At 67.9% G+C, this 20,138-nt stretch carries 18 protein-coding genes; 13 read left to right on the top strand and 5 right to left on the bottom strand.

The window, feature by feature from the left end; all coding sequences use genetic code 11:
• The gene (locus KTQ37_RS11130) at positions 1–597 is read right to left on the bottom strand and encodes a DUF1285 domain-containing protein (protein ID WP_218630588.1); all 597 of its coding nucleotides are present in this window, start codon (positions 595–597) and stop codon (positions 1–3) included.
• A gap of 71 nt (positions 598–668) precedes the next feature.
• Between KTQ37_RS11130 and KTQ37_RS11125 the strand changes: the two genes are divergently transcribed.
• From KTQ37_RS11125 to KTQ37_RS11085, 9 genes are all read left to right on the top strand, one after another.
• A complete protein-coding gene (locus tag KTQ37_RS11125; protein ID WP_218630587.1) occupies positions 669–1,679 on the top strand; it encodes an AAA family ATPase in 1,011 nt (336 codons plus the stop codon).
• Positions 1,676–2,581 (top strand): DUF58 domain-containing protein, encoded by a 906-nt coding sequence (locus KTQ37_RS11120; protein WP_413243722.1) that lies wholly within the window; start codon positions 1,676–1,678, stop codon positions 2,579–2,581. The genes KTQ37_RS11125 and KTQ37_RS11120 overlap by 4 nt, the downstream gene beginning before the upstream one ends.
• Entirely contained in the window at positions 2,578–5,334 is a 2,757-nt protein-coding gene (locus KTQ37_RS11115; RefSeq protein WP_218630586.1) for a DUF4159 domain-containing protein, read from the top strand. The genes KTQ37_RS11120 and KTQ37_RS11115 overlap by 4 nt, the downstream gene beginning before the upstream one ends.
• Positions 5,331–7,421 carry a hypothetical protein gene (locus tag KTQ37_RS11110; RefSeq protein ID WP_218630585.1) on the top strand — a complete coding sequence of 697 codons (2,091 nt, stop codon included), beginning with the start codon at positions 5,331–5,333 and terminating at the stop codon, positions 7,419–7,421. The genes KTQ37_RS11115 and KTQ37_RS11110 overlap by 4 nt, the downstream gene beginning before the upstream one ends.
• Positions 7,422–7,773: 352 nt before the next feature.
• Positions 7,774–9,207 carry an FAD-linked oxidase C-terminal domain-containing protein gene (locus KTQ37_RS11105; RefSeq protein ID WP_218630584.1) on the top strand — a complete coding sequence of 478 codons (1,434 nt, stop codon included), beginning with the start codon at positions 7,774–7,776 and terminating at the stop codon, positions 9,205–9,207.
• A gap of 66 nt (positions 9,208–9,273) precedes the next feature.
• Entirely contained in the window at positions 9,274–10,347 is a 1,074-nt protein-coding gene (locus KTQ37_RS11100) for an FAD-binding protein (RefSeq protein ID WP_218630583.1), read from the top strand.
• Positions 10,347–11,630 (top strand): glycolate oxidase subunit GlcF, encoded by a 1,284-nt coding sequence (gene glcF, locus KTQ37_RS11095; protein WP_218630582.1) that lies wholly within the window; start codon positions 10,347–10,349, stop codon positions 11,628–11,630. The genes KTQ37_RS11100 and glcF overlap by 1 nt, the downstream gene beginning before the upstream one ends.
• Positions 11,631–11,676: 46 nt before the next feature.
• The gene (locus KTQ37_RS11090; protein WP_218630581.1) at positions 11,677–12,447 is read left to right on the top strand and encodes a trypsin-like serine peptidase; all 771 of its coding nucleotides are present in this window, start codon (positions 11,677–11,679) and stop codon (positions 12,445–12,447) included.
• 123 nt (positions 12,448–12,570) lie between these two features.
• Entirely contained in the window at positions 12,571–13,035 is a 465-nt protein-coding gene (locus tag KTQ37_RS11085) for an Hsp20 family protein (protein WP_218630580.1), read from the top strand.
• Positions 13,036–13,084: 49 nt separating this feature from the next.
• On the opposite strand, the gene modC is transcribed toward KTQ37_RS11085, so the two are convergent.
• From modC to KTQ37_RS11065, 4 genes are all read right to left on the bottom strand, one after another.
• Complete coding sequence (modC, locus tag KTQ37_RS11080) at positions 13,085–14,173, bottom strand: molybdenum ABC transporter ATP-binding protein (RefSeq protein ID WP_218630579.1); 1,089 nt, start codon at positions 14,171–14,173, stop codon at positions 13,085–13,087.
• Positions 14,170–14,865, bottom strand: a complete 696-nt coding sequence (gene modB / locus KTQ37_RS11075) for a molybdate ABC transporter permease subunit (protein WP_218630578.1) — start codon at positions 14,863–14,865, stop codon at positions 14,170–14,172. The genes modC and modB overlap by 4 nt, the downstream gene beginning before the upstream one ends.
• Entirely contained in the window at positions 14,862–15,605 is a 744-nt protein-coding gene (gene modA / locus KTQ37_RS11070; RefSeq protein WP_218630577.1) for a molybdate ABC transporter substrate-binding protein, read from the bottom strand. The genes modB and modA overlap by 4 nt, the downstream gene beginning before the upstream one ends.
• Before the next feature lie 61 nt (positions 15,606–15,666).
• Entirely contained in the window at positions 15,667–16,026 is a 360-nt protein-coding gene (locus KTQ37_RS11065; protein ID WP_218630576.1) for a winged helix-turn-helix domain-containing protein, read from the bottom strand.
• A 116-nt stretch (positions 16,027–16,142) separates the two neighbouring features.
• Between KTQ37_RS11065 and KTQ37_RS11060 the strand changes: the two genes are divergently transcribed.
• The 4 genes from KTQ37_RS11060 to KTQ37_RS11045 all read left to right on the top strand — a co-directional run bounded on the left by KTQ37_RS11060 (position 16,143) and on the right by KTQ37_RS11045 (position 20,089).
• A complete protein-coding gene (locus KTQ37_RS11060; RefSeq protein ID WP_218630575.1) occupies positions 16,143–17,333 on the top strand; it encodes an MFS transporter in 1,191 nt (396 codons plus the stop codon).
• Positions 17,334–17,342: 9 nt separating this feature from the next.
• Positions 17,343–18,383: a glycosyltransferase family 4 protein gene (locus KTQ37_RS11055; RefSeq protein ID WP_218630574.1), complete on the top strand. Its 1,041-nt coding sequence runs from the start codon at positions 17,343–17,345 to the stop codon at positions 18,381–18,383.
• Positions 18,380–19,000: a glycosyltransferase family 29 protein gene (locus tag KTQ37_RS11050; RefSeq protein WP_218630573.1), complete on the top strand. Its 621-nt coding sequence runs from the start codon at positions 18,380–18,382 to the stop codon at positions 18,998–19,000. The genes KTQ37_RS11055 and KTQ37_RS11050 overlap by 4 nt, the downstream gene beginning before the upstream one ends.
• A 66-nt stretch (positions 19,001–19,066) precedes the next feature.
• Positions 19,067–20,089, top strand: coding sequence for an aspartate-semialdehyde dehydrogenase (locus tag KTQ37_RS11045; protein WP_218630572.1), 1,023 nt, complete (start codon positions 19,067–19,069; stop codon positions 20,087–20,089).
• Positions 20,090–20,138 lie beyond the last annotated feature (49 nt).

Raw genomic sequence — 20,138 nt, 5'->3', positions numbered from 1 at the left:
TCACAGCTCGGCCATCGGGATCACCGGAAAGAACTGCCCGCTCGACCACAGGCCAAGCCAGTCCTGCCCCTCATGCGGGCCGGGCACGGCGATGTCGATCAGCCGGTAGAAGGTCTTGCGGTCGATCAGCGCCTCAAGCCCGCGCCGGATATGGACATAGGGCGAAGGCTCGCCATCGGGTGCGCGCACCACGCGGATCGGGTTCTCGGCGCCCGCGGTGACGCTATCGCCGACATTGGTGGTGAAGGTCAGATCCTGCGCCTCACCCGCCCCGGAAACGGTGCAATCGACCGCAACGAAAGGCGCATCGACAACACGGATGCCCACCTTCTCGACGGGGGTCACAAGGAAATACTCGCCGTCCTCAAGCTTGAGGATCGAGGCGAACAGCTTCACCAGCGGCTGCCGCCCAATGGGCGTGCCAAGGTAGAACCATGTGCCGTCGCGGCGGATCTCCATATCCAGATCGCCGCAAAAGGGCGGGTTCCAAAGGTGCACCGGCGGCGGCCCCTTTTTCGAGGCCTTGCCCGCCGCCTGGGCGAGCCCTTCGGCCGATGGGGCTTTCACGGCATTTTGTGGGGGCTGATCGTCGGTCATGGTCGCTTTGCGTTTGGGTCCGGAACAAATATCTGTTTTCCTGACGATATAACCTCTGGGGAGCCTTTGTCATGTCCGAGCCTGCCGATCTTGTCGCTGAAATCGAGCGTCTGGGGGAAAGGCTCGGTCTGGCGCGGGCCTCGATCAACCGCCGCTTCATCGGGCAGGAGCGCGTGGTGGAACTGGTGCTCTCTGCGCTTTTGTCGGGCGGGCACGCGCTTTTGGTGGGCCTGCCGGGTCTGGGAAAGACGCTGCTGGTCGATACGCTGTCGACCGTGATGGGGCTCAGCTCCAGCCGGATCCAGTTCACGCCCGACCTGATGCCTGCCGATATTCTCGGCTCGGAAGTGCTGGAAACCGCCGCCGATGGCAGTCGGGCGTTTCGCTTTATTCCCGGCCCGGTCTTCTGCCAACTTTTGATGGCCGATGAGATCAACCGCGCCAGCCCGCGCACCCAATCGGCGCTGTTGCAGGCGATGCAGGAAAAAGAGGTGACCATCGCCGGGGTGCATCACCCGCTTGGCCGCCCGTTCCATGTGCTTGCCACGCAAAACCCGATCGAGCAGGAAGGGACATATCCGCTGCCCGAGGCGCAGCTAGACCGCTTCCTTGTGCAGATCGACGTGGATTACCCCGACCGCGCGACCGAGCGCGACATTCTTCTGGCGACCACCGGCGCCTCGATGGCCGAGGCCCATGCCGTCTTTACGCCAGATGAGCTGATCACCGCGCAAGAGATCGTGCGTCGCATGCCGGTGGGCGAAAGCGTGCTGGAGTTGATCCTCGATCTGGTGCGCGCCTGCCGCCCCGGTGAGGCCGACAGCGCCGCCATCGTCAATGAGGCGCTGGCCTGGGGGCCGGGGCCGCGCGCCGCGCAGGCGCTGATGCTGACGGCGCGCGCGCGGGCGCTGATCAATGGCCGCCTTGCGCCTTCGGTCGAGGATGTGCTGGCCATGGCGCGCCCGGTGCTGACGCATCGTATGGCGCTGAATTTCGCGGCCCGTGCGCGCGGCGAAAACCTTGCCTCGGTCATTGCCAGCGTCGCCGCGCAGGTCTCGGGTCAGGCTGAGGCCGCCGAGTGAACGCCAAACCCCAGACCGCGGCGCTTGAGTTGCGCCGCGCGGCCGAGGGTGCCGCCTCGGCCCTGCCGCCGCTACTGGTGGCCGCCGAACAGCTTGCCGCAACGGTTCAGATGGGCGGGCATGGCCGCCGCCGCGTCGGCCCGGGCGAGGAATTCTGGCAATACCGCCCCGCCCATTCGGGCGATGAAGCGCGACGGGTGGACTGGCGCCGTTCGGCCCGCTCGGACCAGCAATTCGTGCGCGAGCGGGAATGGCAACTGGCGCAATCGGTGCATCTTTGGGTCGATGATGCGGCCTCGATGCGGTTCAGCGGCGCGCCCGAGGGCGCGCGGTCGCGCCCCACGAAAGGCGCGCGGGCGCGACTGCTGGCGCTGGCGCTGGCGGTGCTGATGGTGCGCGCGGGCGAACGCGTGGGCCTGACCGGCCCGCTCGCGCCGCCGCGTCCCGGCCGCGCGCAACTGCTGACGCTGGCCGGGCTGCTGTTCGGAGACGTGTCCGAAGACGATTATGGCATGCCGCAGATCGCGGGCGTTGCGCATTACGCCCGCGTGGCGATGCTGTCGGATTTCCTGGGCGATTTGGCCCCACTTGAGGCCGCACTTGCCGCGCTGGCCGAGCGTGGCGTGTCGGGCGTGATGCTTCAGGTGCTCGACCCCGCCGAAGAGGAATTCCCGTTCCACGGCCGCACCATTTTCGAAAGCATGGGCGGCAGCCTGAGCCACGAGACCCGCAAGGCCGACGATCTGCGCGCGCGCTATCTGGCGCGGCTGGCAGAGCGGCGCGACCGGCTGGAAGGGCTCGCCCGCGCGGCGGGCTGGCAGTTCGCGACGCATCACACCGGCCATCCCGCGCAGGTGCCGCTGCTGTGGCTTTGGGCCGCGCTTGAGCGGAGGCGGGGATGACCATTCTCGGCCCCATCGGCTTTACCGCGCCCTGGCTCTTGCTGGGGCTGGCGGCCTTGCCGGTGCTGTGGTTCTTGCTGCGCGCGGTGCCCCCCGCGCCGATCCGCCGCCGCTTTCCCGGCGTCGCGCTGCTTCTGGGGCTGGCCGATGACGAGGTGCAGGCCGAGCGCACGCCCTGGTGGCTTCTGGCGCTGCGGATGCTGGCGCTGGCTGCCGCGATAGTGGGTTTCGCCGGCCCGGTTCTGAACCCGGTCGTGAGCGTGCCGGGGCAGGGACCGCTCTTGATCGTCGAGGATGGCTCTTGGGCTTCGGCGCGCGACTGGTCGCGTCGGGTGGCCCGGATGAACGAGGCGCTGAGCGAGGCCGAGGGCGCCGGCCGCCCGGCCGCGATCCTGATGCTCAGCGATCCGCCGCCGGGCCCGCTGCCCTTCGCGGCGCCGGGCGACTTGGTGCCGGGGCTTGCCGGGCTGAAACCCGCCCCGTGGGAGCCGGGCGCCGATGTGCCGCCGCTGCCCGAGGGGCGTTTCGAGACGCTCTGGCTGTCCGACGGGCTTGCGCGGCCCGGCCGCGAGGCGCTGGTCGACGCCTTGCGCGACCGCGGTGCCCTGCGTGTGTGGCAGCCTGCCGTGCCGGTTCTGGCACTCGGTGTGGCCCGCATTGTCGAGGCCGCGGTACATGTGCCTGCTCTCGCCTCGGCGCCGGTGCCCTTCCCGGTTGAGGTAACGGCGGTCGGCCTCGACCCCGCCGGGATCGAACGCGAACTGGCCCGGCAGGAGATCTCGCTGAGCGCCGCGACGCGGGCCGAGGCGGTCTTCGATCTGCCGCCCGAGCTGCGCAATCGGGTGACGCGCTTCGAGGTCGCGGCCCTGCGCAGCGCCGGGGCGGTCAGCCTGACCGACGATGCCGTCAAGCGCCGCAAGGTTGCGCTGATCGGCGGCGCGCCCACGCGCGAGGGGCTCGCCCTGCTCTCGCCGCTGCACTACCTGCAACAGGCGCTGGCGCCGAGCGCGGATCTGATCGAAGGCACGCTTGACGATATACTGATCGCCAAGCCCGATGTGATCGTACTGGCCGATGTCGCGACGCTGGCCGAGCCCGACCGTCTTGCCGAATGGGTTGAGGAGGGCGGTCTGCTCTTGCGCTTCGCGGGCCCCCGGATGGCGGCGGCCGAAAGCGGTGATGACCCGCTTCTGCCGGTGCGGCTGCGGGCGGGCGGGCGCTCGGTCGGCGGCACGATGAGCTGGGGCGAGCCGCGCCAGCTTGCGCCTTTCCCCGAGGCCTCGCCCTTTTTCGGTCTGACCCCGCCCGACGATGTGACGGTGCGCGCGCAGGTGATGGCTGAACCCGGCCCCGAACTGGCCGAACGCACTATCGCCGCGCTGGCGGATGGCACGCCGCTTGTGACCCGCGCGCGTTTCGGGCAGGGCGAGATCGTGCTGTTCCACGTCTCGGCCAATGCGGAATGGTCCAGCCTGCCGCTCTCGGGTCTGTTTCCGCAGATGCTGGAACGGCTGGCGATCTCGGCCCGTCCGGCGCAGCCAGGGCAGGCCGAACTGGCCGGAACGACATGGCGTGCAGTCAAGCTGATCGACGCTTTCGGGCGGCTTGAGGGCGCCGAGGCCCGGGCAGGTATCCCCGGCGAGGATCTGGGCGAGGCGCTGGCGGGCGCCGGTGCCGGGCTAGCCCTGCCGCCGGGGCTTTACGCGGCCGAGGATCGCTCGGTCGCGCTGAATGCGCTGGCGCCGGGGCGGGAGCTTGCCCCCGCGCTCTGGCCCCTTGACGTGCCGGTTGAGGGGGGCGAGGCGCCGCGCGCCATGCCGCTCAAGGGCTGGTTGCTGCTGGCGGCGCTTGGGCTGCTGGCGCTGGATATCCTTGCCGCGCTTGCCGTCTCGGGGCGGTTGCGCGGGCAGCGTATGGCGCGGGCGATGGTGGTTCTGCTGGCGCTTGGGTTGGGCATGATGCCCGGCACGGGCCTGCGCGCCGAGGAAACCACGATGGACCCCGAGCGCGCGATTGCGGCGGCGTCGAACGTCGTGCTCGCACACATGCCGACGGGTGACCCCGAGGTGGACCGGATCGCGCTTGCCGGTCTGCAGGGCCTTTCGGACACGCTTTTTGCGCGCACCGCCGTCGAGCCGTCCGAACCAATGACGCTGGATATCGAGCACGACGATCTGGCGCTGTTCACGCTGATCTATTGGCCCGTTACCGCCGATCAGCCCGCGCCCTCGCCGCAGGCCTATGCCCGGCTGAACCGCTATCTGCGCGGCGGGGGTATGATCCTGTTCGACACCCGCGACGCCGATCTGTCGGGGGTGGGCTCTGCCTCGCCCGCCGCGCGGCGCTTGCAGGCGCTGGCCGCGCCGCTCGATATTCCGCCGCTTGAACCGGTTCCGGGCGATCATGTCCTGACGCGGACGTTCTATCTGCTGCAAACCTTTCCCGGCCGTTATGACGGCCCGATCTGGGTCGAGGCCGCGCCCCCCGATGCCGAGCGCGCCGAGGGGATGCCCTTTCGTAATCTCAACGACGGGGTGACGCCGGTAGTGATCGGTGGCAACGACTGGGCCGCCGCCTGGGCCGAGGACGCGCGCGGCCTGCCGATGTTCCCGATCGGGCGCGGCTCGGGCGGGGATCGCCAGCGCGAAATCGCGATGCGTTTCGGTGTCAATCTGGTGATGCATGTGCTGACCGGGAACTACAAATCCGACCAGGTCCACGTGCCTGCGCTGCTGGAAAGGCTTGGGCAATGAGCGGGCTTTCGGTCATCTTCGCGCCGCTTCTGCCCTGGGCGGTGCTTGGCGCGGGTGCGGGGCTGGCCGTTGCGCTGCTGGCGCTTGCGCTCTGGCGCGGGCTGCCCGGCTGGCCGCTGCGCGGGATGGCGGCGCTTGTGCTGCTCGCGGCGCTCTCGGGGCCGTCGCTGCAACGCGAAGAGACCGAGGCGCTGTCCGATATCGTGCTGCTTGTGGATGACCGCTCGGCCTCGCAGGGGCTTGGCGGGCGTGCCGCGCAGACCGATGCGGCGGTGGCGGCGCTGGAGGCGCGCATCGGCGCCTTGCCGGGAACCGAGTTGCGGCGCGTCACCGTGCCGGACGGCGAAGAGAACAGCGGCACCCGTCTTGGCGCGGCGTTGGCCGAGGCACTGGCCGCCGAACCCCGCGCGCGCGTTGCCGGGGCGGTCGTGATCAGTGACGGGCAGGTGCATGACGTGCCCCTGATCCCCGACCTTCCCGCGCCCCTGCACCTGCTGCTGACCGGTGCGCCGCAAGACTGGGACCGTCGGCTGGTGATCCAGACCGCCCCCGCCTTCGGTATCATCGGCGAGCCGGTCTCGATCCGGCTGCGGGTCGAGGATGTCGGGGCCGTGCCCGCCGAGGTGGGCGGTCGCGCGACCGTGTCGATCTCGATCGAGGGCGAGGAGCCGAAAGAATACGAGGTTAGCGTCGGGCGCGATCTGGAACTGCCGCTGACCCTGCGCCATGGTGGGCAGAACGTCGTGCAATTCTCGGTCCTGCCGGTCGAGGGCGAGTTGACGACGCGCAACAATGACGCGGTGGTGCAGATCAACGGCGTGCGCGACCGGCTGCGGGTGCTGCTGGTCTCGGGTGAACCGCACGCGGGCGAGCGCACCTGGCGCAACCTGCTCAAGTCCGACCCCGGCGTGGATCTCGTGCATTTCACCATCCTGCGTCCGCCCGAAAAGCAGGATGGTGTGCCGGTGGCCGAGCTGTCGCTGATCGCCTTCCCCACGCAAGAGCTGTTCATCGACAAGATCGATGAGTTCGACCTGATCATCTTCGACCGCTACGGCGAGCGGGGCATCCTGCCCTCGGCCTATTTCGAGAACATCCGCGACTATGTTCTGAACGGCGGTGCCGTTCTGGTCGCCGCCGGTCCCGAATATGCGACGGTCGAGAGTCTCTGGCAGACCGATCTCGCCGATATCCTGCCCGCGCGTCCCACCGGCCGCGTGCTGTCCGAGCCGTTCCTGCCGCGCCCGACCGACCTTGGCCTGCGCCATCCGGTGACGGCGGGGCTGGAGGGCGCGCCGGGGGTGGAAGGCGATGATGGCCCGCATTGGGGGCGCTGGCTGCGCCAGATCGAGTTGACCGACCCGACCGGCGAGGTGGTCATGCAGGGCGCGCGCGGTGCGCCGCTGCTGGTGTTGTCGCGGGCGGGCGAGGGGCGGCTGGCGCTCTTGGCGTCGGACCACGCATGGCTCTGGGATCGTGGCTATGAGGGAGGCGGGCCGCAGCTTGAACTGCTGCGCCGCATCGCGCACTGGGAAATGAAAGAACCCGAGCTTGAGGAAGAGGCGCTATTTGCCGAGGTCGAGCCGGGCAGCATGGCACTGACCGTGGTGCGGCGCACGATGGAGGGGCAGGCCGATCCGGTGCAGATGACGCTGCCCGATGGTTCGACCCGCGAGATCGTCTTGCAGGAAACTGCACCGGGGCGCTTCACCGCGCGATTTGTGGCCCCCGAGGCGGGGCTTTACCGGCTGGCACAGGGCGATCTGGAACGTGTGGCAGCCCTCGGCCCGGCAAGCCCGCGCGAATATGATGAGCCGATCGCCTCACCCGAGCCGCTGGCGGCGGCGCTTGCGGCCTCGGGGGGCGCGGTGACGCGGCTGTCGGACGGCATCCCGACGGTGCGGGCCGTGCGCGCAGGCCGCCCCGCCGCCGGGCGCGGTTGGATCGGCATCACCCCGCGCGAGGCTGCGGCAACCACCGATATCCGCGTCGTGCCTCTACTGCCCGCCTGGGCCTGGCTTGTAATGGCGGCTCTGCTCAGCGTCGCGGCATGGCTGCGCGAGGGGCGCGGACGCGCGCGTTCCTGAGGCTCAGACCGGCGGGGTCTTGATCATCGCCGATGTCGATGATCGCGGTCGAGGCGAAGAAGGTCGTGGACTTCTGCGGCCCGCCCACCATGGCGCTGTCGAAGATGCGCGGCTGGAGCATCCGCTCGCGCCGGTAGCCCCCGTGAGCGTGCCGACCGAGGCGCGGAGCGGCGCGGAATGCTCGATCGCCCGGCCAATCCAGAGCCATGACGCGACGAGCAGCCCGAAGGCGGCAAGCTCGCGTGGCCCGATTTACAGCAGATTTTCCATGCGCAGGGCGTCACGGGCGGACTCAATGCTTGCTATATAGTAAAATTGGTTATAATTTCTTACCGGACGGAGGAGGTTGCCCATGGATATGCCCATTCCCAGCCAGCGCGTTCTGGACCGCAAGGCGGCAATCGTTGCGCGGCTGCGCGCGGTGCTTCCCGCAGATGCGGTGATCGACGATCCTGCCGAGACCCGCGCCTATGAATGCGATGCGCTGTCGGCCTATCGCTGCCAGCCGATGGCGGTGGTTTTGCCGCGCACGACCGAAGAGGTTGCCGCCACGCTGAAGATCTGCGCGGCCGATGGCGTGCCGGTCGTGCCGCGCGGGGCGGGGACCAGTCTGGCGGGCGGCTCGATGCCGTCGGAGGATTCGGTGGTGCTGGGTCTGGCGCGAATGAACCGGGTGCTTGAAGTCGATTACGACAACCGCTTCGTGCGGGTCGAGGCGGGGCGCACCAACCTGTCGGTAACCGGCGCGATCGAGGCCGATGGCTGGTTCTATGCCCCTGACCCCTCAAGCCAGCTGGCCTGCGCGATTGCAGGCAATATCGGGATGAACTCGGGCGGGGCGCATTGCCTGAAATACGGGGTGACGACGAACAACCTGCTGGGCGTCACGCTGGTGACGATGGCCGGGGATGTGGTCGAGATCGGCGGCCCCTATTGCGATGCCGGGGGGCTTGATCTGCTCGGGCTGATCTGCGGCTCGGAAGGGCAACTTGGCGTCGTGACCGAGGCCACTTTGCGCATTCTGCCCAAGCCCGAGGGCGCGCGCCCGGTCCTGATCGGGTTTTCCTCGAACGAGATCGCGGGGGCCTGTGTGGCCGACATCATACGCGCGGGGATCCTGCCGGTGGCCATCGAGTTCATGGATCGCCCCTGCATCGTCGCGACCGAAGCGTTTTGCCATGCGGGCTATCCCGATTGCGAGGCGCTCTTGATTGTCGAATGCGAGGGGTCCGAGGCCGAGATTGCCGAGCAACTGGGTCTGATCCGGCAGATCGCGATGCGGCATGATCCGGTCGAGTTCCGCGAGGCGCAGAGCGAGGATGAGGCCAAGCGCATCTGGCTGGGCCGCAAGTCGGCCTTTGGGGCGATGGGGCAGATTGGCGATTACATGTGCCTTGACGGGACGATCCCGGTTTCGGCCCTGCCGCAGGTGTTGCGGCGGATCGGTGAGTTGTCGGTCGAATACGGGCTGGAGGTCGCCAATGTCTTCCACGCCGGGGATGGGAATATGCATCCGTTGATCCTCTATAATGCCAACGAGCCCGGCCAGCAGGAGCAGTGCGAGCGTCTCGGTGCCGAGATCCTGAAGGCTTGCGTCGAGGCGGGCGGTTGTCTGACCGGCGAGCATGGCGTGGGCATCGAGAAGCGCGACCTGATGGAGGTGCAGTTCGACGCACCCGATCTGGAGGCGCAGATGTGCGTCAAGGATGTGTTCGATCCGGCGTGGCTTTTGAACGCCGCCAAGGTGTTTCCGTTGCATGTCAGTGCTGCGCGCCGCGCGGGTTGAGAGCGCCGGGGGCTGTCTGCCCCCGGACCCCCGAGGATATTTGAACCACATTGAAGGCAGGGCAGGATGAAGGTTGAGAGCGAGGGGCAACTGGCCGAGGCGATCCGTGCGGCCTCGGGCCCGCTGGATATCGTGGGTGGTGGGACGCGGCCGGTCGGTTGCGGTGTGGGCGAGGTACTGGAGGTCGGGATTTCGGGCATTTCGCTTTATGAGCCGGGTGCCTTGACGCTGGTGGTCGGGGCGGGGACGCCCTTGGCCGAGATCGAGGCCGCGATTGCCGCCGAGGGGCAGCGGTTGCCGTTTGAGCCCGCGCGGTGGGGCGCGCTGCTGGGCGTTTCCGGCGAAAGCACCATCGGCGGTGTGGTCGCGGCGAATGTGTCGGGGCCGCGGCGGGTGCAGGCCGGGGCTTGTCGCGACAGTCTGATCGGAGTGCGTTACGTCGATGGTGCGGGGACCGTGGTGAAGAACGGCGGGCGGGTGATGAAGAATGTCACCGGCTATGATCTGGTAAAACTGATGGCCGGAAGCTGGGGCACCTTGGGGGTGTTGAGCGAGGTGGCCTTCAAGCTGTTGCCCGCGGCGCCAGCGCAGGCGAGCGTGGTGATGGACATTCCCGCGGGCGAGGCGGTGGCGGCGCTGTCGCGCGCGCTTGGCTCGCCCTATGACGTTTCGGGTGCGGGGTGGTTGCCTGGGATCGGCGCTGTCGTCCGGGTCGAGGGGCTGGCGGAATCGGTCGCCTATCGCGCGGAGCGGCTGGCTGCGTTGCTGGCGCCCTATGGTGCGCGGATCGAGCGTGACGGAAGCGCTGCGATCTGGGCCGATCTGGCCGAGGTGCGGCCTTTCCATGGGCGTTCTGGCGATCTGTGGCGGTTCTCGATCAAGCCCTCGGACGCGCCGGGTGTGATCGCACGGCTTGGCGGTGAGGTGGTGCTGGACTGGGGCGGCGGGTTGATCTGGGCGTTGGTTCCAGAGGGTACCGATGTTCGTGCGAAAGCGGCACCCTATAGCGGCCATGCGATTTGCCTGCGCGGGCAGGCTGCGGCCTTCGAGCCGGAGGCCGCGCCCGTTGCCGCGCTGTCGCGAGGGTTGCGCGCTCGCTTTGATCCGCGCGGTATTCTCAACTCCGGAAGGATGGGCTGATGCAGACGAATTTCACCGCTGAGCAGCTTGCCGATCCGGGCGTAGCGCGCGCCAATGAGATCCTGCGATCCTGCGTGCATTGCGGGTTTTGCACGGCCACTTGCCCGTCTTACCAAGTCTTGGGGGATGAACTCGACAGCCCGCGCGGGCGGATCTACCTGATCAAGGATATGCTTGAGGCCGGGCGTCCCGCCGATGCCAAGACCGTCAAGCATATCGACCGTTGCCTGAGCTGTCTGGCCTGCATGAGCACCTGCCCCTCGGGGGTGCATTACATGCATCTGATCGACCATGCGCGCGCCCATGTCGAGAAGACCTACAAGCGTCCGCTGTTCGACCGGCTGCTGCGCTGGACGCTGGCGAAGATCGTGCCTTATCCGGGGCGGTTCCGGCTGGCGATGCTGGGCGCCAAGATCGCCAAGCCCTTCGCGGGGCTGCTGCCCGATGCGCGGCTGCGCGCGATGATTTCCATGGCGCCGAAAGAGATCCCCCCGGTCAGCCGCAACGACGATCCGCAGACCTTCCCGGCGATGGGAGAGCGGCGCTACCGTGTGGCCTTGCAGATCGGCTGCGCACAGCGGGCGCTGAACACCGATATCAACGATGCGACGATCCGCCTGCTGTGCCGTCTGGGTTGTGATGTGGTGATTCCGAAGAACCTCGGCTGCTGCGGGGCGCTGACGCATCACATGGGCCGCGAGGGCGAAAGCCACGATCAGGCTGCGCGCAATATCCGCGCCTATCTGGGCGAGGGCGAGTTGGACGCGATCGTCATCAATACCTCGGGCTGCGGCACGACCGTCAAGGATTACGGCCATATGTTCCGCAACGACCCGATGGCGGCTGACGCCGCCAAGGTCTCGGGGCTGACCTGCGACATCAGCGAGTTTCTCCAGCGCATCGGCCTGCCCGAAGGCGCGCCCAAGGATCTGCGCGTGGCCTATCACGCGGCCTGTTCGCTGCAACACGGCCAACAGGTCAAGACCGCGCCGAAGGATCTGCTCAAGCGCGTGGGCTTCACCGTGGTCGAACCCGCCGACAGTCATCTGTGCTGCGGCTCGGCTGGCACCTACAACCTGCTCCAGCCCGAGATCTCGGCCGAACTCAAGCGCCGCAAGATTGCCACGCTGGAGGCCAAGGTGCCGCAAGTCATCGCGGCGGGTAATATCGGCTGCATGATCCAGATCGGGTCGGGCACCGGGGTGCCGGTGGTGCATACGGTCGAACTGCTGGATTGGGCCACCGGCGGGCCAAAGCCGCGCGCGCTGGCCGATTTGCCTTAATCTCGCCCAAGGGCCGGTCTAGAAAGGGTCAACCCACGAGGCACCCATGCTCCGACTGATCCTGGCCATCTTGCTGCTTGCCGCGCCCGCCGGGGCCGAGCCGAGCGCGCTGCAAAGCCTGACCACGGGCTCGGACAGCCGTGGCTGGGAGGCGGTCGGGCGGCTCGATCTTGGCGGGACGGGGTTTTGCACCGGAACGCTGATCGCGCCCGATCTGGTGCTGACGGCAGCGCATTGCCTGTTCGATAGCCACACCGGGCAGATGATCTCGGCTGATAAGATCGAGTTCAGCGCGGGTCTGCGCAACGGGCGTGCGGTGGCCTATCGCGGCGCGCGGCGCGCGGTTGCGCATCCCTCATACCTCTATCAGGGGCCGGACCGTTTCGACCGCGTCGCCTGGGATCTGGCGCTGGTCGAGCTGGACCAGCCGATCCGTCTGCCCCAGCTGCAACCCTTCGCGATCGACACCCCTCCACGCCGGGGCGAGGATGTGGGCGTCGTGTCCTATGCTCATGACCGGGCTGAGGCGCCCGCGCTGCAAAAGCTGTGCAAGGTGCTCGACCGGCCCGACGATGTCGTGCTGATGGACTGCTCGATCGACTTCGGGTCTTCGGGTGCGCCGGTCTTCGCGCTGCGCGACGGGGTGATGCGGATTGTCTCGGTCATCTCGGCCAAGGCGCGGCTGAATGACCAGCCGGTTTCTCTGGGCACGCTGGTCAGCCGCGTGGCCGATATCGAGGCGGTGATGGCCAATCGCGCGCCGGCCACGCGCTCGCTTGCGACGCGTAGCGACGGGGCTAAGTTCCTGCGGCCCTGAGGGTCTTGAAACCGCGTTTCACCTTCCCCAGATCAGTCTCACCGAGGCGCCGCAAGGGCCTTGGATGAACCGCCCGTCCCGATGCGGAGGGCTAGACGACATCGCTCAGTTGAGGATGAGACCATGCGTAGTTTTGACTTTTCGCCGCTTTACCGTGCCACCGTCGGCTTCGACCGTGTGGCTGACATGATGGATCGCGTGCTTTCGGCCGAAGTGGCCCAGCCGACCTATCCCCCCTACAACATCGAGAAAACCGACGAGAACGCCTATCGCATCTCGATCGCCGTCGCGGGCTTCGGCTCGGATGAGCTGAACGTGGAACTGCGGGAAGGCGCGCTGATCGTTTCCGGCAAGAAGGCCGAGGAAGAGGCCGCCCGCACCTATCTGCACCGCGGTATCGCCACCCGCGCATTCGAGCGCCGCTTTGCGCTGGCCGATCACATGAAGGTCACGGGCGCGAGCCATGCCGACGGGATGCTGCATATCGAACTGGTGCGCGAGGTGCCCGAGGCGCTGAAACCCCGCCGGATCGAGATTGCCGGGGCGAACACCGTCGAGGCCAAGGCCGTCGAGACGCTGGAGGCCTAAGCCCCTCTCACATCCATTCAGGCGCGCGGGCAGGGGCCTGCGCGCCTTTTCATTTGTGTGTTTGCGCCAGGTCGTCGCGCGCCACCGCGACCGATTTCAGGATCGCATGGCAGGCGACACCGGGCGCAAGCCCAAGCGCCGAGACCGAGCGTTGGGTGAGGCGCGCAAGGATCGCCTCCTCGCCCATACGCAGTTGAACCCAGGCGCGCTGGCCGCTGTCGGTTTCGATCTTCTCCACCGTTCCGGGCAGGATATTGAGCGCCGAGAGGCCCTGTGGCGCCTCGCGCGCAAGGATCACGTCGCTGGCGTGGATGCGGATGCGCAGCTCGGCCCCCGCAGGCGCGGATTGCGAGACCCAGACCGTTCCGGTCGCCGTTTGCAGCCGGGTCAGCCCGTCGGCATCTGTCCCCAGAACACGGGCGCGCAGCAGGGCGCCGGCCTCTTGCGCGCCGAACTGCGCGGCAAGCGCGGGGTCCGCCAGAACATCCTCGGCCCGGCCAGAGGCCAGGATGCGGCCTTCCCCCAACACCACCAGCGTATCGGCAAGACGGGCGACCTCGGCCACCGAATGGCTGACGTAAAGAATGGGCAGACCCGCATCGCGCAACCGCTCGACGAAGGGAAGGATCTCGGCCCGGCGTGGGGCGTCGAGGGCGGCCAGCGGCTCGTCCATCAGCAGCAGGCGCGGCTTGGACAGCAGGGCGCGGCCAATGGCGACGCGCGCCTTTTCGCCACCCGAAAGCGCGCCGGGGCGGCGCTCAAGCAGCGCGCCAATGCCGAGCATCTCGACCACGCGACCAAAATCGGGACCGGAGGCGCCGCGCGGGGCAAAGCGCGCGCCGAACACAAGGTTCGCGCGCACGTCCAGATGCGGAAAGAGCCGTGCATCCTGAAAGACATAGCCGATGCGGCGGCGGTTCGGCGGCAGGCTGATCCCGGCGGTGGTATCGAGCAAGACCTCGCCCTGCGCCACCACCCGGCCCGCATCGGGGCGCATCAGCCCGGCGACCGTATTGACCACCGTCGTCTTGCCGCTGCCCGAGGCGCCAAACAGCGCCGTAACCCCGGCCGGGGCGGTGAAGGCTGCATCCAGCGCGAAGCCGCCGAAATCGTGACGCAGCGAGACCTCCAGCATCACGCCCCCCTGATCCGCGCGGCGACGCGGCGCGCAATGAATTCGGACAGCAGCACCGCAGAGACCGCGACGATGACCGAGATCAACGCCAGCCGTCCGGCCGTTGTATCCCCGCCCGGCACCTGAAGCGCGGTGTAGATGGCCGAGGGCAGGGTCTGCGTCTGGCCCGGAATATTCGACACGAAAGTGATCGTGGCGCCGAACTCGCCCATCGCCTTGGCGAAGGCCAGCACCGCGCCCGCGATCACGCCGGGCAGGATCAGCGGCAGGGTCACGCTGCGAAAGACCGCAAGGCGCGAGGCGCCAAGCGTGCTGGCGGCCTCTTCAAGCTTGGGGTCCACGGCCTCGATCGCCAGCCGCATGGCGCGCACCATCAGCGGAAAGCCCATGACCGCCGCCGCGAGCGCAGCCCCCGTCCAGCGAAAGGCGAAAACCAGCCCGAAGGCCTGTTCGAGGAAGGCGCCCACCGGCCCCTTGCGCCCGAAGGCCAGTAGCAGGAAGTAGCCAGTGACGACGGGCGGCAGGATCAGCGGCAGGTGCACCAGCGCATTCAGCAGCCACAACCCCGGCCAGCGCCCGCGCGCGAGCACCATCGCCACGGCCAGCCCCACGGGCAGCGAGACGAGCACCGCCACCCCCGCCACGCGCAGCGAGAGCGTCAGGGCCGTAGCTTCTTCGGGCGTCAATCCGGTCATGGGGCCGCGATCACCGTAAAGCCCTGCGCGGTGAAGATACCGGAGGCCTGTGCCGAGCCAAGGAAGGCCAGAAACGCATCGGCGGCATCTGCATTCGGGGCATCGCGCATCCGTGCAACGGGGTAGACGATGGGCGGGTGGCAGTCAGAGGGGAACTCGGCGGCGACATGCACGCGCAGCTCTGCCGCTGCGTCGGTGGCATAGACGATCCCGAAGGGCGCCTCGCCCGTGGCCACCAGCGCCAAGGCCGCGCGCACGTTGTCGGTCTGCGCGACCCGCGGGGCGAGGGTCTGCCAAAGCCCCAGATGCTCCAGCGCGGCCTTGCCGTATTGCCCGGCCGGAACAGCTTCGACCAGGCCCATCGCGAGATGCTCGGTTCCAAGGCGATCAGGCAGGGCCTCCGGCGTGATCGGCCCCGGCGTTGAGGCGATCAGCACCAGACGGTTGCCCAGCAGATCGCGGCGCGAGCCCTCAGCCAGTGCGCCTGCGGCCTCAAGGCTGTCCATCCATTGGGTCGAGGCCGAGATATACAGATCCGCAGGCGCCCCGGCCGCGATCTGCTGCGCCAGCTTGGCGCTGCCGCCATAGGCGAGCGTCGCGGAATGGCCGGTCTCGGCGTGCCACTCCTGCGCAATCTCATCGAGCGCGGTCTGCATCGAGGCCGCCGCGAAGACCAGAACCTCATCGGCCTGGGCGGCAAGCGGGGCCATGGTCAGGGCAAGAATGGGCAGAAGGCGCATGGGGTCTTGGACTCGATATGTTTTTTCGGACATAACAGTGTGGCGCGCGAGGGCGCAAGCCTTATTTCCCGTTGGACATATCGCTGCGCACCAGCGCGCCGATCGCCGCCAGCTCATCCGCGCCCGCCTCGCGCAGTTTTGCCTCCAGCGCGCGATAGGCGGCCAGCACCTGCTGCCCCGCCTCGGTGAGCGCCGCGCCGCCACCCTTTGCCCCCCCGCGCGCGCTTTCGACGAGCGGCTCGGCAAAGCCTGCGTTCATCGCCTCGACCAGCATCCAGGCGCGTTTGTAGCTCATGCCCATGCGGCGCCCGGCAGCCGAGATCGAGCCCTCTTCGGCGATCCCCGCAAGCAGGTCGGCCTTGCCGGGGCCAAGCATCAGCTCTCCGAAATAAAGCCGCAGCATCAGTCGGGTCGGGGTCATCGGGGTCTCCTTCGATTGGCGCCATCCTGTCGGCTGGGCGCTTGCTTGGCAAGGTCGCGGCCCCTTGCGCATCCCGCGCCCATACGGCAGCTTGTGCGCGATCTTCGAGGGAACCTATGCGCCTATCCATTGCCTTTCTTGTGGCGGGCTATGTGCTCAGCCAATTCTACCGTGCGTGTCTTGCGGTTCTGACGCCGGTTCTCAAGACCGAACTGGGGGCGAGCGCAGGTGATCTCGCGGTTTCGCTGGGGCTTTGGTATGTGGCCTTCGGGCTGATGCAGATCCCGGTGGGCGAGGCGCTGGATCGCATCGGGCCGCGCCGGACGGTGGGCATCTTGCTCGCGCTTGGCGGCGGTGGCGGCGCTGCAGCCTTTGCCGTGGCGGGCGGGCCATGGGGTATCCATCTCGCAATGATCCTGATCGGGATCGGCTGCTCGCCCGTGCTGATGGGGTCTTACTACATTTTTGCGCGCAGCTTCCCTCCGGCGGCCTTCGGGTTTCTGGCGGGCGCCGTCATCGGCGTGGGCAGCCTTGGCAATCTGGCCGGCGCGGCGCCGCTGGCGGCCACGGTTGAGGCCATCGGCTGGCGCGCCAGCCTATGGGCGCTGACCGGCATCACGCTGGCCGTGGCGGCGGCGGTCTTTGTCTTCACCCGTGATCCCGAGCGGTTGCCGCAGCCCACGGGCAAGCGCGGCTCGGTTCTGGATATCCTGCGGCTGCCGGGGCTATGGCTGCTCTTGCCGCTGACGGCAGCGAACTATGCGGCCGCGGCGGGTATCCGCGGGCTCTGGGCCGGGCCGTATCTGACCTCGGTGCATGGCGCGGATGCGGTGCTGATCGGCAATGTGACGCTGGTGATGGGGCTGGCGATGATCGCGGGCAATTTCGCCTATGGCCCGGCCGACCGCCTGCTGGGCAGCCACAAGCGGGTCGTGCTGGCAGGCAACGCCGTGCTGGCCGTCGCGCTGGCGGCGCTGTGGCTGGCGCCGGGCGTGGGGCTGTGGACGGCGACGGCGATGTTGGCGGTGGTGGGGTTCTTCGGCGCCTCGTTTCCGGCGATCATGGCGCATGGGCGGGCCTTCTTCCCGCCGCATCTGGTCGGGCGGGGGGTGACGCTGCTCAACATGTTCTCGATCACGGGCGTCGCGCTGGCGCAGTTCGGCTCGCGTCCTGTCTTTGAATACGCGGCGGCTGAGGGCTCACCCCAGGCCGCCTATGCGACGCTGTTCCTGTTCTTCCTTGTGCCGGTGGTGATCGGCCTGTGCTTCTACCTCTTCACCCGAGACAAGTCGGATCAGACAAGCTAGAACGCCGCCATGCAGACACCCAAGCCCGATCAGATCGACGTCATCGCCCCGAACCTCAAGCGCCGCCTGTCGGGGGTTACGACGACGGTGCTGCGCCTTGTGCCCGTGCAGGCGCGCGATATCGGGATCGTGGCGACTGGGCCGGGCTTGCCGCCCGAGGTGCCGCATATCCCGCTCTGGCGGGTGCCTTTCCTGCCGCGGCGCCTGCGCGTCTGGCACGCACGGCGCAATACCGAGATGGTTCTGGGCCTGATGCTGCGCGCGATCGGCCTGCGCTACAAGCTGCTCTTCACCTCCGCCGCGCAACGCGACCACTCGGGCTTCACCAAGGGCCTGATCCGCCGCATGGACCGACTGGTGGCGACCTCGCCGCAAGCGGCCTCGTATCTGGAACGCGAAGCCGAGGTGATCATGCACGGCATCGACACCGAGGTGTTTCGGCCGGCCCCTGACCGAGACGCCCTGCGCACGGCGCTTGGGCTGCCACAGGGGCTGGTGATCGGCTGCTTCGGGCGTATCCGGCATCAGAAGGGTCAGGATCTGCTTGTCGAGGCGGCGCTGGAACTGCTGCCCTCCCGCCCCGATGTGCATATCGTCTTCACCGGTCGCGCGACCTCCGAGCACGAGGCCTATCAGCGCGACCTTGAAGAGCGCCTTGCGGCGGCGGGCCTGTCCGACCGCGTGCGCTTCCTGGGCGAGCGGCCCTGGGAAGAGGTTGTGAAGCTTTACCAGGCCATCGATCTGTTCGTTGCCCCCGCGCGGTGGGAGGGTTTTGGTCTGACCCCGATCGAGGCGATGGCCTGCGGCACGCCTGCGCTGGCCTGCCATGGCGTTGGCGCGTTCGATGCGCAGATCCTGCCGGGTGAGACCGGGATGCTCTGTGCCCCCGACGATTCCAAGGCACTGACCGGGGCCCTGCGCATCCTGATCGACGACCGCGATGCATTGGCGGCCATGCGCGAAACCTGCCGCGCCCATGTACTGCGCGACTTCTCGATCGCGCGCGAAGCCGCCGCCCTCATCGCCATCTACCGCGAGATGCTGGCGTGAGCCGGCTGGCGTTCCTGCTGGCGCGCACCCTGCGCCGGGAGGCCCCTCTGGCAACGCTTTCCGTCGCGCAGTCGGACCTTCTGGCCACGCTGGCGGGCAAGCGTGTCGCGCTGATCGGCAATGCCCGCGCCTTGGCCGAGACCGACTGCGGCGCCGAGATCGACGGTGCCGATCTGGTCATCCGCATCAACCGCGCGCCGATGCCATCCCCGCGCAGCCATGGCACGCGGACTGACTGGCTGGCGCTGGCCACGCGCCTCAGTGCCGCTGACCGGGCCCGGATCGGCCCTGCCCGCTATCTGTGGATGAGCCCCAAGCGTAAGCGGCTGGACTGGTCAACTGCCACAAGCCCCGGTTTCTACCTGCATCCGCTGGCCGATTACGCGCGGCTGCACGCAGCCCTTGGCGCCCCGCCCACGACCGGCGCGATGATGATCGACCTGATCGCGCGCAGCTCCATGTCCTCGCTCACGCTTTTCGGCTTCGACTTCTTCGCCTCGCTCTCGCTTTCGGGGCGGCGCACGGCCGAGCAGGTGCCGCATGACTTCACCTCCGAGGCCGATTGGGCGGCCGATTTGGTGGCGCGGGATTCCCGCATCACATTGCGTAAATCGTAACGAATCCCTTTCCAAATCGCGCAATGTTCGCTAAGCGGCCTCGTTCTTTTGAGCAAGGAGGTCCTGATGGGCTATAAAGTCGTCGTCGCCGGCGCCACGGGGAACGTGGGCCGCGAAATGCTGAACATCCTGGCCGAGCGCCAGTTTCCTGCCGATGAGGTTGTTGCTCTGGCTTCGCGCCGGAGCCTTGGCACTGAGGTCAGCTTTGGCGATAAAACCCTGAAGACTAAGGATATCGAGGGCTTCGACTTCTCGGGCTACGATATCGCTCTCTTTGCTATCGGCTCGGAGGCGACGAAGAAATACGCCCCCATCGCCGCGTCGCAGGGCTGCATCGTCATCGATAACTCGTCGCTCTACCGCTACGACCCGGAGATTCCGCTGGTCGTGCCGGAGGTGAACCCCGAGGCTGTCGAGCAATACGGCAAGAAAAACATCATCGCGAACCCGAACTGCTCGACCGCGCAGCTGGTGGTGGCTCTCAAGCCGCTGCATGACCGCGCGCGCATCAAGCGCGTCGTCGTCTCGACCTACCAGTCGGTGTCGGGCGCGGGCAAGGATGGCATGGACGAGCTGTGGGAGCAGACCAAGGCTGTCTACAACCCGACCGCCGAGGTGCCGCCGAAGAAGTTCACCAAAGAGATCGCCTTCAACGTGATCCCGCATATCGACGTCTTCCTCGACGACGGTTCCACCAAGGAAGAGTGGAAGATGACCGCCGAGACCAAGAAGATCCTCGATCCGAAGATCAAGCTGACCGCGACCTGCGTGCGCGTGCCGGTTTTCGTGGGCCACTCGGAAGCGGTGAACATCGAGTTCGAAGAGTTCCTCGACGAAGACGAGGCCCGTGACATCCTGCGCGAAGCGCCGGGCATCATGGTCGTCGATAAGCGCGAAGCGGGCGGCTACATCTCGCCCAAGGAATGCGTGGGCGACTACGCGACCTTCATCTCGCGCATCCGTCAGGACTCGACCATCGAGAACGGCATCAACCTGTGGTGCGTGTCGGACAACCTGCGCAAGGGCGCCGCACTGAACGCCGTGCAGATCGCCGAGACGCTTGGCAACCGCTGCCTCAAGAAGGGCTGATCGCGCCGCGATCTGCTGACCCAAACGTGAGGGCGCCGTGATCGGCGCC

Origin of the sequence: Sedimentimonas flavescens, assembly GCF_019264375.1 — a bacterium.
In the GTDB taxonomy this organism is placed as follows: Bacteria; Pseudomonadota; Alphaproteobacteria; order Rhodobacterales; family Rhodobacteraceae; genus Rhodobacter; species Rhodobacter flavescens.
The sequence above is the reverse complement of the archived record's forward strand: the minus strand, read 5'-3'. Positions and strand labels throughout refer to the sequence as shown.

Coding starts and splice junctions, on each gene's coding strand:
- KTQ37_RS11130 (WP_218630588.1), bottom strand. CDS start 597: ATGACCGACGATCAGCCCCCACAAAATGCCGTGAAAGCCCCATCGGCC.
- KTQ37_RS11125 (WP_218630587.1), top strand. CDS start 669: ATGTCCGAGCCTGCCGATCTTGTCGCTGAAATCGAGCGTCTGGGGGAA.
- KTQ37_RS11115 (WP_218630586.1), top strand. CDS start 2,578: ATGACCATTCTCGGCCCCATCGGCTTTACCGCGCCCTGGCTCTTGCTG.
- KTQ37_RS11110 (WP_218630585.1), top strand. CDS start 5,331: ATGAGCGGGCTTTCGGTCATCTTCGCGCCGCTTCTGCCCTGGGCGGTG.
- KTQ37_RS11105 (WP_218630584.1), top strand. CDS start 7,774: ATGGATATGCCCATTCCCAGCCAGCGCGTTCTGGACCGCAAGGCGGCA.
- KTQ37_RS11100 (WP_218630583.1), top strand. CDS start 9,274: ATGAAGGTTGAGAGCGAGGGGCAACTGGCCGAGGCGATCCGTGCGGCC.
- glcF (WP_218630582.1), top strand. CDS start 10,347: ATGCAGACGAATTTCACCGCTGAGCAGCTTGCCGATCCGGGCGTAGCG.
- KTQ37_RS11090 (WP_218630581.1), top strand. CDS start 11,677: ATGCTCCGACTGATCCTGGCCATCTTGCTGCTTGCCGCGCCCGCCGGG.
- KTQ37_RS11085 (WP_218630580.1), top strand. CDS start 12,571: ATGCGTAGTTTTGACTTTTCGCCGCTTTACCGTGCCACCGTCGGCTTC.
- modB (WP_218630578.1), bottom strand. CDS start 14,865: ATGACCGGATTGACGCCCGAAGAAGCTACGGCCCTGACGCTCTCGCTG.
- modA (WP_218630577.1), bottom strand. CDS start 15,605: ATGCGCCTTCTGCCCATTCTTGCCCTGACCATGGCCCCGCTTGCCGCC.
- KTQ37_RS11065 (WP_218630576.1), bottom strand. CDS start 16,026: ATGACCCCGACCCGACTGATGCTGCGGCTTTATTTCGGAGAGCTGATG.
- KTQ37_RS11060 (WP_218630575.1), top strand. CDS start 16,143: ATGCGCCTATCCATTGCCTTTCTTGTGGCGGGCTATGTGCTCAGCCAA.
- KTQ37_RS11055 (WP_218630574.1), top strand. CDS start 17,343: ATGCAGACACCCAAGCCCGATCAGATCGACGTCATCGCCCCGAACCTC.
- KTQ37_RS11045 (WP_218630572.1), top strand. CDS start 19,067: ATGGGCTATAAAGTCGTCGTCGCCGGCGCCACGGGGAACGTGGGCCGC.